The sequence below is a fragment of the Lacihabitans sp. CS3-21 genome, from assembly GCF_024343675.1.
Classification (GTDB): domain Bacteria; phylum Bacteroidota; class Bacteroidia; order Cytophagales; family Spirosomataceae; genus Leadbetterella.
Genome location: NZ_RJUD01000114.1, coordinates 70,553 through 79,300, shown reverse-complemented (window position 1 = coordinate 79,300; position 8,748 = coordinate 70,553). Strand labels below are relative to the sequence as shown.

Below are 8,748 nucleotides of genomic sequence, written 5' to 3'. Positions count from 1 at the left end.
GCTGTTTGCCAAAACTCATGTGGAGAAAGTCCAAACAGTAATATTGTTAAAATTACTATAGGAGGCGTTCCAAATGCTCCATTGATTACTACAGATAAAGTTACAGTTTGTGATACCGCAAAAGCAAGATTGGTTGCGGTTGGTTGTAATTCAACGGTAGAGTGGAGCAATGGATCAACTGGAAATGTGATATTCGTAGGTGCTGGTACATATACTGCAAAATGTAAAAACTCTTGTGGTACTAGTTTAGCATCTAATATTATTAAAATTGAAACGGGTATTGTGCCAACAGCTCCAACAATCTCTGCAAACAAAACAAGTATTTGTGGAACAGAAAAAGCTATCCTAACTGCTATAGGATGTACTGGTGGTACAATTACTTGGTCTGGCGGAGGAGTAGGGACAACAAAAGAAGTAGGTGCAGGGACTTACACAGCAACGTGTACAACAAGTTGTGGAGTTTCTGTAAATTCTAATTCAATTACAATAGTAACAGGTCAGGCATTAACAGCTCCAACAATAGTTGCTAATAAAACTTCTATTTGTGGAACAGACAAAGCGACACTTACGGCCTCAGGTTGTATAGGTGGAACCATTACTTGGTCTTCAGGTGGAGTAGGTACTACCAAAGAAGTTACAGCTGGAACATATACTGCAACTTGTACCAATAGCTGTGGAACATCAAATAACTCAAATTCGGTAACGATTACTTCGGGTCAAATTCCATCTGCACCAACAGTTGTAGCAAATAAGACCTCAGTATGTGGAACTGATAAGGCTACACTAACAGCTACTGGTTGTGAAGGAGGAACAATTTCTTGGTCTGGTGGTTTAGGAGTGGGTACTAGTAAAGAAGTAGGAGCTGGAACATATACTGCTACTTGTACCACTAGTTGTGGTACATCGGGTGCTTCAAATTCTGTAACAATAAGCACTGGTCAATCACCATCTGCTCCAACTATTGTGGCAAATAAAACATCAGTTTGTGGAACAAGTAAGGCTACCCTAACAGCATCTGGTTGTGAGGGAGGAACCATTACTTGGTCTGGTGGCCTAGGCGTGGGTACGAGCAAAGAAGCAGGAGCAGGAACTTACACAGCAACATGTACAACAAATTGTGGAACTTCTGGAAACTCAAACTCGTTGAGCATCAACACTGGGCAGACTCCAGCAATTCCAACTATAGTTGCTAACAAGACCTCAATATGCCAAACAGAGAAAGCTATTCTAACAGCTTCTGGTTGTGAGGGAGGAACAATTAATTGGTCTGGCGGAGGAATTGGTGCCACAAAAGAAGTTACAGCAGGTACCTATACGTCTACTTGTACCACAAGTTGTGGAACATCTGGTAATTCTAATTCTATAACTATATCAGTCGGTTCAGTACCTACACCACCAACAGTTGTAGCTAGTAAAAACGAAATATGTGGTAATGAGGAAATTACCCTAACTGCGAGTAACTGTACAGGTACCATCAAATGGTCAAATGACAAAACTGGAATCTCTATAAAAATTACTCAAGCCGGTGATTATGCTGCTCTTTGTGTAAATGCTTGTGGAGAGAGCGGTAACAGTAACATTGTAAAAATCACAAATGGTGCGGTGCCAAATGCTCCATTGATTACTACAGACAGAGTTAATGTTTGTGGGACTGAGAAAGCAAGATTGGTAGCAGTAGGATGTTCAAGTACGATTGAGTGGAGCACTGGCGAAACTGGTGATATGATTCAAGTTGGAGCTGGAAGCTACACAGCGAAATGTAAAAATTCTTGTGGAACTAGTCTTGCTTCAAATATTATAAAAATTGAAACTGGCGGAAAACCTTCTGCACCATCAATTGTGGCAAACAAAACAAGCATTTGTGGAGCAGATTCTGCCAAACTAACAGCTAACGTTTGTAGTGGTATAATTAAATGGAGCAACGGAGGTGAAGGAACTGTTATTTACGTCAAAACAGCGGGAACTTACTCAGCAACATGTACAAATACCTGCGGTATTAGTTTTGCATCTGAGCCAGTCGTAATAACTACTGGTGGAAGCCCGACCGCACCAAACATTACGGCATCTGCTATTAAAATATGTGCTGGAGACTCAGCAACATTAACAGCAAATGGTTGTAATGGAACACTTACATGGAGCAATGGAGCAACTACAAGTTCAATTAAGGTCAAAACTGCGGGAACTTACACAGTTAAGTGTACAAATTCTTGTGGAGCAAGTCCTAATTCTCAGCCAGTAGTTATTGAAATCAAAACTACAGATTGTGGCACGGTTTGTAACTTGCCAGCTTTGGTAATCACTGCTTCAAAAACTGTGGTCTGTGATCCTGAAGATATCACCTTGAGTACTACTGGATGTGTGGGTGGCTCAGTTGTATGGTCTAATGGAAAAACTGGAAATTCTATTGTAGTAAAACCAGCTGTTTCCACTACTTACACAGCCATCTGTAAAAAAGACAATTGCTTGAGCCCAGTTTCTAATACAATTGAAATAAAAGTTCAAAAAGCAAACAAACCAGCTGTGGCTTGTCCAACTGACATAATATGTTTGGGTGAATCAATCACTTTAAGAGCTTATGAGTGTGAAGGACAAATAAAATGGTCGAATGGAATGATAGGACATTCAGTGGTGGTTAAACCAAGTGCAACCAGCAAATACACAGCAATCTGTGTGATCGGAACTTGTGAAAGTGAAAAATCTGATACCTTGTGTATCACCATTGGTTCGCCAAACAAACCATTTGTGACTTGTAAAACATCAACTGTATGTATTGGTGAAACAGCAATTCTTACGGCACAAGGATGTTCTGGAACAATAGTTTGGGCTAATGGACAAACAGGTTCTGTACTTTCTTATACACCTACGGTAGCTGGTACTTATAGCTTCACTGCTAAGTGTAAATCAGTCGGTGGAACTTGCGAAAGTGAATCTTCTAAACCAGTGACAATAACTGTGGGAACGGCGGTTCCAAAACCAAATGCACTTGCCGAAATTAAGAATACTTGTCCTTTTGAAACTGTTGATCTCAATAACGCCATCCTTGGAAATCCAAGTAAAGCTGATTCGAAATTTGAGTTCCATGTAAGTAACTCACCTAATTCGGCCATCATTGCTACGCCAGGAATGGTTACAGCTGGAAACTACTACTTGTTTGAAAGAAGCGAGTTTGGATGTTACAGCGATCCTGTTTTGGTAAAGGTTAAAATCGATGACTGTGGAGATGGCGGAATAAATCCTGATTCTACCAAGTTTGTAGATATCTCGATTAAGAAAACTGCAGATTCGATTTTGGTCCCAGTCAACAAATTTGTAGACTATACAGTGGTAGTTAGAAACCTTAATACCACAGTAGCCACCAACCTTGTGGTTAGAGATATAATACCTGCTGGTTTGGTGATAGAAACTGTAAGTTCTAATGCTAAGTTGGAAAATGGTGCAATAATTGCAAAAATTGCTTCTCTCAGCAAGACAGATAGTGTGAAGTTTACCTATCGTGCCAAAGTAACATCAGCGGGTAAAATCGTGAATAAAGCAGAGTTGTTTGCAGTGGATCAAATTGATCAAGTACTTTCAAACAATACAAGTGTCTTTACAATCAACGATGTTTCGACTACCGACTTGGTTGGTTTGAGTAAGAATGTAGGTACTATTACCAAATTAGCTAACAACAAATTTGAGGTTCCGTTTACATTCAATATTGCCAATATGGGTGCTACCAAACTTACGAAAGTGAAATTGGTGGATGACTTAGGAATAACCTTCGGAAACGGAGTTGAGATATTGGATGATACGATTAAGGTTACAGCAGATGCAGGTTTAAAAGCTAATCCTAACTTTACAGGTAGAGGAAGCAATACCTCATTGTTAGTAGACTCTTTAAGTAATATTGAAGTTGGCAAAACGCTTTCTGTAAGCTTTAAAGTAAAAGTGGACATTTCAAATGCTACTAAGACTGATTTCTTTAATACAGCAAAAGTGTTTGCGGGAATGACTCAAGCTATCAGCGATATATCAGCAAACGGTAATAATCCTGACCCAGATGGTAACGGAAGCCCGCTTGATAATGACGAACCTACTAAAATTAGCTTCAAAGTAGATTCTTCTAAAGTTGGAATAGCAACTGCCCTAAGTATTATTGATTCATCATTTGTAGATGACTTTACTTATGAAGTTAAGTACATGGCTCTTGTTAAGAATATCGGATTCAGTGAATTGAAAAACGTTTATTTAGTAGATTCTCTAAGTAAAACATTCCCTGATTCAGTTCAATTTACAATAGAAGGTAAGCCAACAGTTTCGGCTTCTAGTAAGCTGGTAGTAAATACCGCATTCGATGGAGACTCTGATAACAGATTGACCTTGCCAGACACTAACTCGAAACTTGGGGTTGGAAAAGTTGATTCAGTATTCTTTACCGTTCAAATAAAGTATGGTAAAAACTACGGTCCTTATCTTAACAATGTAATTGGTTTTGGAACTACCAACACCGGTGCTATTGTAAAAGACAGTTCGAACGCAGGTACGCAGATTGTTCCATTATCTAGTACGCCTACAGTTGTTCGAATTCCAAAAGACAGCACAGTGGCCAACAATATGGTGGATCTAATTGAAATACCTGGAGGTTTCTCACCAAATGGTGATGATATAAACGAAAGTTTAGAGTCAATAGTGCCTGAAGGAGTTGAAGTAGAAATGTTTGAAATCTATAACAGATGGGGTCATTTAGTATGGAAATATACTGGAGTTGAAACCATATTAGTCGGTAATATTATCAGCTGGGATGCAACATCTAACACCGGTATGAGATTCGGACCAGAAGGTGTTCCTGATGGTACTTATTACTACTCAGTAAAAGTTAAAGATCAAGCTAAAGTCAGAAATGGATTTATAACAATAGCTCGCTAATTTGCAGGAAAAAAACTAAAATGTCGCCATTTAATAAATGGTGACATTTTTTCGTTTTAGTCTAAAAGGCATGGTTTTTGTAGTTTTCTTTCATTAGTAATCATTTTATTGATAAATATGCATTCCAAAAACTTTTTAGTATTCTTCTTTTGCTTTTTTGTTTCCATGGGCTTTTCGCAAAGCACATCGAAGCAATTTAAAAAGGCGGAGAGTAGTACAAAGAGTCTTTCTTATGTAAATGCTATCGAACTTTACGACAATATTCTCAAAAAATCAAAGAACTTAACTGCCGAAGAAACCCAAAAAGCTAAGCTAAATTTAGCGGAGGCCTACTACTTCGTAAAAGATTACAAGAACGCTGAGAAGTACTACAGCGAGGTTTTGCTCAATAATCCTACACTTAAAGGCGAAGAAATAAAAGCGTATCAAAGATTTGCTCAAGTACTGAGTAGCAACGGCAAGCATCAGGAATCTGCGAAAATATGGATTAAATTCACCGAACTTCAGGAGCAAGACAAAAGAGGTTTGGAGTTTAGTAAATTATATGCGAACCTTGAACCCCTTACCAGAAATGCCCAAAGTTATCGAATAGAATATGTGGGAATAAATACGGCAAGTCCTGATTTTAGTCCAACATTTTACAAGGATGGCTTAGTTTTTGTTTCTAGCCGAAACAAAAACAATTCGGTCAAAAGAGTATTCAAATGGGACAACTCGTCTTTTTTAGATTTATACTATTTGGAAGACTTAAAAGTTATTTCTAAAGAAGAAAATACCACAGCTGCTATTGGTTCAGGTGGTCAAAATAACGCAACCACAAAAGCTAAAAATACTACCGAAAAACTCGGTAACGATTATTATACACCTCCTACTTCCAACGATGCCAACACCATAGCTCATAATGGTAGCGAACTCATAAATGGTACCAAAGGATATGAGGAAAATTCTATAATTGAGATAAAGAGTTTTAGCAAAAAGCTTAATAGTAAATATCATGAAGGGCCATGTACGTTTTATGACAATGCCAACAAAATAATTTTTACAAGAAACAACAGCACAGATGCTGGTGGGATTTTTAACTCCAAAAAAGATGAAATCAATAGACTCAAATTATACTCAGCTGAAAGAAAAGGTTCAGATTGGGGAAATATAAAAGAGCTAGGCTTCAACGATGATAAATATTCTTGTGGTCACCCATCTGTAAATTCGAAAGATAACTTCCTGTATTTTGTTTCAGATATGCCGGGAGGATATGGTGGTACGGATATCTATATTTCAAGATTTATCAATGGTGTTTGGTCAAAACCAGAAAATTTAGGTGGTAAAGTAAATACGATTGGAAACGAAATGTTTCCCTTCATTGACGAAGGCGGCAATTTGTATTTTTCTTCTGACGGCCTGCCAGGACTGGGTGACTTAGATATGTTTACAATTCAAACCGATCTTACTAGTGGCAAAGCCAAAGGTATGGTAAGAAATTTGGGAGCACCTTTAAATTCAAACAATGATGATTTTGGAATAATCACAGATGCTGACCGCATGCTGGGATATTTTAGTAGTAACCGAAAACGTGGAGGCTCTGACGATGACATTTATAAATTCAATAGAGTAGGAACAAAGTTTGGATGCCGTGACTTGATTGTCAACGTTTTTGATAAAGACACCAAGCAACCGATCGATAAATTGGTATTTGGATATGGCATATCTTCTATGAAAGGAAACCTGGAGAATGCTACCACCAATTCGTCGGGCAGTATAAAATTGTGTTTAGAAGCTGATAAGGAATTTGTCTTCAATTTTTCAAAAGAAGGCTATATACCTCAAAGCAAAAATTATTCTAATGCCGAAGCTTCTGATTTTGAACCTGGAACAATTGAAATTTTCTTGAAAAAAGAAATTATCAAACCAGAAGAGCTTACCAAGGTGGAGACTACTAAAAAAAGAGGTGAACTAATCCAAAAGCGTACGGTTGGAGGAAATTCTAATATATTTAGAGGTGTCATTACGAGCGGAGAAGCTGGCGATCCCATGGCGGCTGTTAAGGTCAAATTTATCAATAAATGTACTGGCGAAGTCCAGGAAATGTATACAAGGAAAGACGGGAGTTATGAGTTTAAGAGAGACCTAGAGTGTGATTATGAGCTTGTAGCCTCAAAGGACGACTTTGGCTCAAGTTCTGAAATCATAGAGAAGTCAATTAAGAAAACGCTTTTTGGTAAAAAAATAAAGAAGCCTACTTTTTCTTTAAATCTTTTCGATACCAAATTGTATAAAGTAGGTGATGTTATTAAGTTAGAAAACATTTATTATGAGTCTGAATCTTACAAAATAAGAGAAAACGCTAAGAAAGATTTGGATAAACTGGTAAACACACTCAAGAAATATCCAAATATGATTATTGAGGTTTCGTCGCATACAGATACCCGAGGTAATGCCTTGATTAATCTCAGATTATCCGAAAGCAGAGCCAAAGAAGTTTTTAAATATATTACGTCACGTGGTATTGACAAGTCAAGAATAAAATCCGTAGGTAAAGGAGAATCAGAGCCTTTAAATGCTTGTAGCGACGGTGTGCAATGTACCGAAGCCGAACACCAACGCAACAGAAGGACGGAATTCAAAATTCTTAAAATCGAAAAAATCTAATCATTTTTGAGGATTTCTAAAAAGTCCACTATAATCTTTGGTTTAGGCAAATCTTCAATTTTATCTAGTTTGTACCATTCTCCTCCAGGCAGTTTTGGCTTTCCAATACATGTTACTTTTATAAAAGCTATCTGCTGTTTTTGATGTGTAAGTATATGGTTTACAGTAGGATATGGTGTTATGTTTACAACCTCTATCCCAAACTCTCTCACACAGTTTTCTAAGTTTTCAGTAAACGCAAGGTTTTCGCCTTCTACCAAATAAAAATCAAACATATTGGCCCAAATATCACTTTCACCACGTTTTTTGAGCCAAACTTCACCCGCTGATTCAAATACAAAATACTGAAGAAACCTGTGCCTTATTTTGGTCTTTTTAGCCTTAAAGGGGATTTTGTCAACGGTTTTGTTGGCATAAGATTTACATTCCAGTCTAACAGGGCAGCTATCGCATTGCGTCCTTTTGGGTGTACAAATGGTAGCTCCCAGTTCCATAACTGCTTGATTATAAAGTGCAGGATTAACTCCATGCATCAGTTCCAATGATAGGTCAAATACTTTCTTTTGAACCGTTGGATGATCTATGGGCTCAAAGATTTCAAGAAATCTTGTGATTACTCTAAGAGCATTGCCATCTATGGCAGGCACCCTTTCATTAAATGCAAAGGAGGCTACAGCGGCGGCAGTATATTTGCCTACTCCTTTGAGTTTCTGTAATTCTTTAAAGTTGTCAGGAAACCGCCCGCCATAGTTTTCAGAAATCAATTTAGCCGTTTTATGCAAATTTCTCCCTCTTGAATAATACCCTAATCCTTGCCAATATCGAAGGATTTCTCCCTCATCTGCCGCAGCTAACGCTTCCACAGTACTAAAGTTTTCAACAAATTTCTCATAATAAGGCAATCCTTGCTGAACTCTGGTCTGTTGTAAAATTATCTCCGAAAGCCAAATATAATATGGGTTATCAGTATTTCTCCATGGCAAATCTCGCTTATTAGTCAAATACCAAGAGATAATTTTTTTTGCAAACATTTTGTTTATTGATTTTTTTTAATTATGAAAATGACCGCTTAACTGCTTAATAACTAATAAATTATAAAAAAAAAGATAAAACTCTTTGTGAGATTTCTCCTTTAACCTCTATCTTTGCAGTCCTAAATCTAAATTCATTTAGCTAGATAATAATTTTTTAACAAGT

Annotated in this window: 3 protein-coding genes; 2 read left to right on the top strand and 1 reads right to left on the bottom strand. The window is 37.5% G+C overall.

What is annotated here, in order from left to right:
- Together EGI24_RS21340 and EGI24_RS21335 are read left to right on the top strand one after the other, a co-directional pair.
- On the top strand, window positions 1-4,905 hold a 4,905-nt coding region (locus EGI24_RS21340), incomplete at its 5' end, for a gliding motility-associated C-terminal domain-containing protein (RefSeq protein WP_255050671.1).
- Window positions 4,906-5,022: 117 nt separating this feature from the next.
- Entirely contained in the window at window positions 5,023-7,551 is a 2,529-nt protein-coding gene (locus EGI24_RS21335) for an OmpA family protein (RefSeq protein ID WP_255050670.1), read from the top strand.
- Here the strand turns inward: EGI24_RS21335 and mutY are convergent.
- Entirely contained in the window at window positions 7,548-8,582 is a 1,035-nt protein-coding gene (gene mutY, locus EGI24_RS21330; RefSeq protein ID WP_255050669.1) for an A/G-specific adenine glycosylase, read from the bottom strand. The genes EGI24_RS21335 and mutY overlap by 4 nt on opposite strands.
- Window positions 8,583-8,748: the final 166 nt, after the last annotated feature.

Coding starts and splice junctions, on each gene's coding strand:
- EGI24_RS21335 (WP_255050670.1), top strand. CDS start 5,023: ATGCATTCCAAAAACTTTTTAGTATTCTTCTTTTGCTTTTTTGTTTCC.
- mutY (WP_255050669.1), bottom strand. CDS start 8,582: ATGTTTGCAAAAAAAATTATCTCTTGGTATTTGACTAATAAGCGAGAT.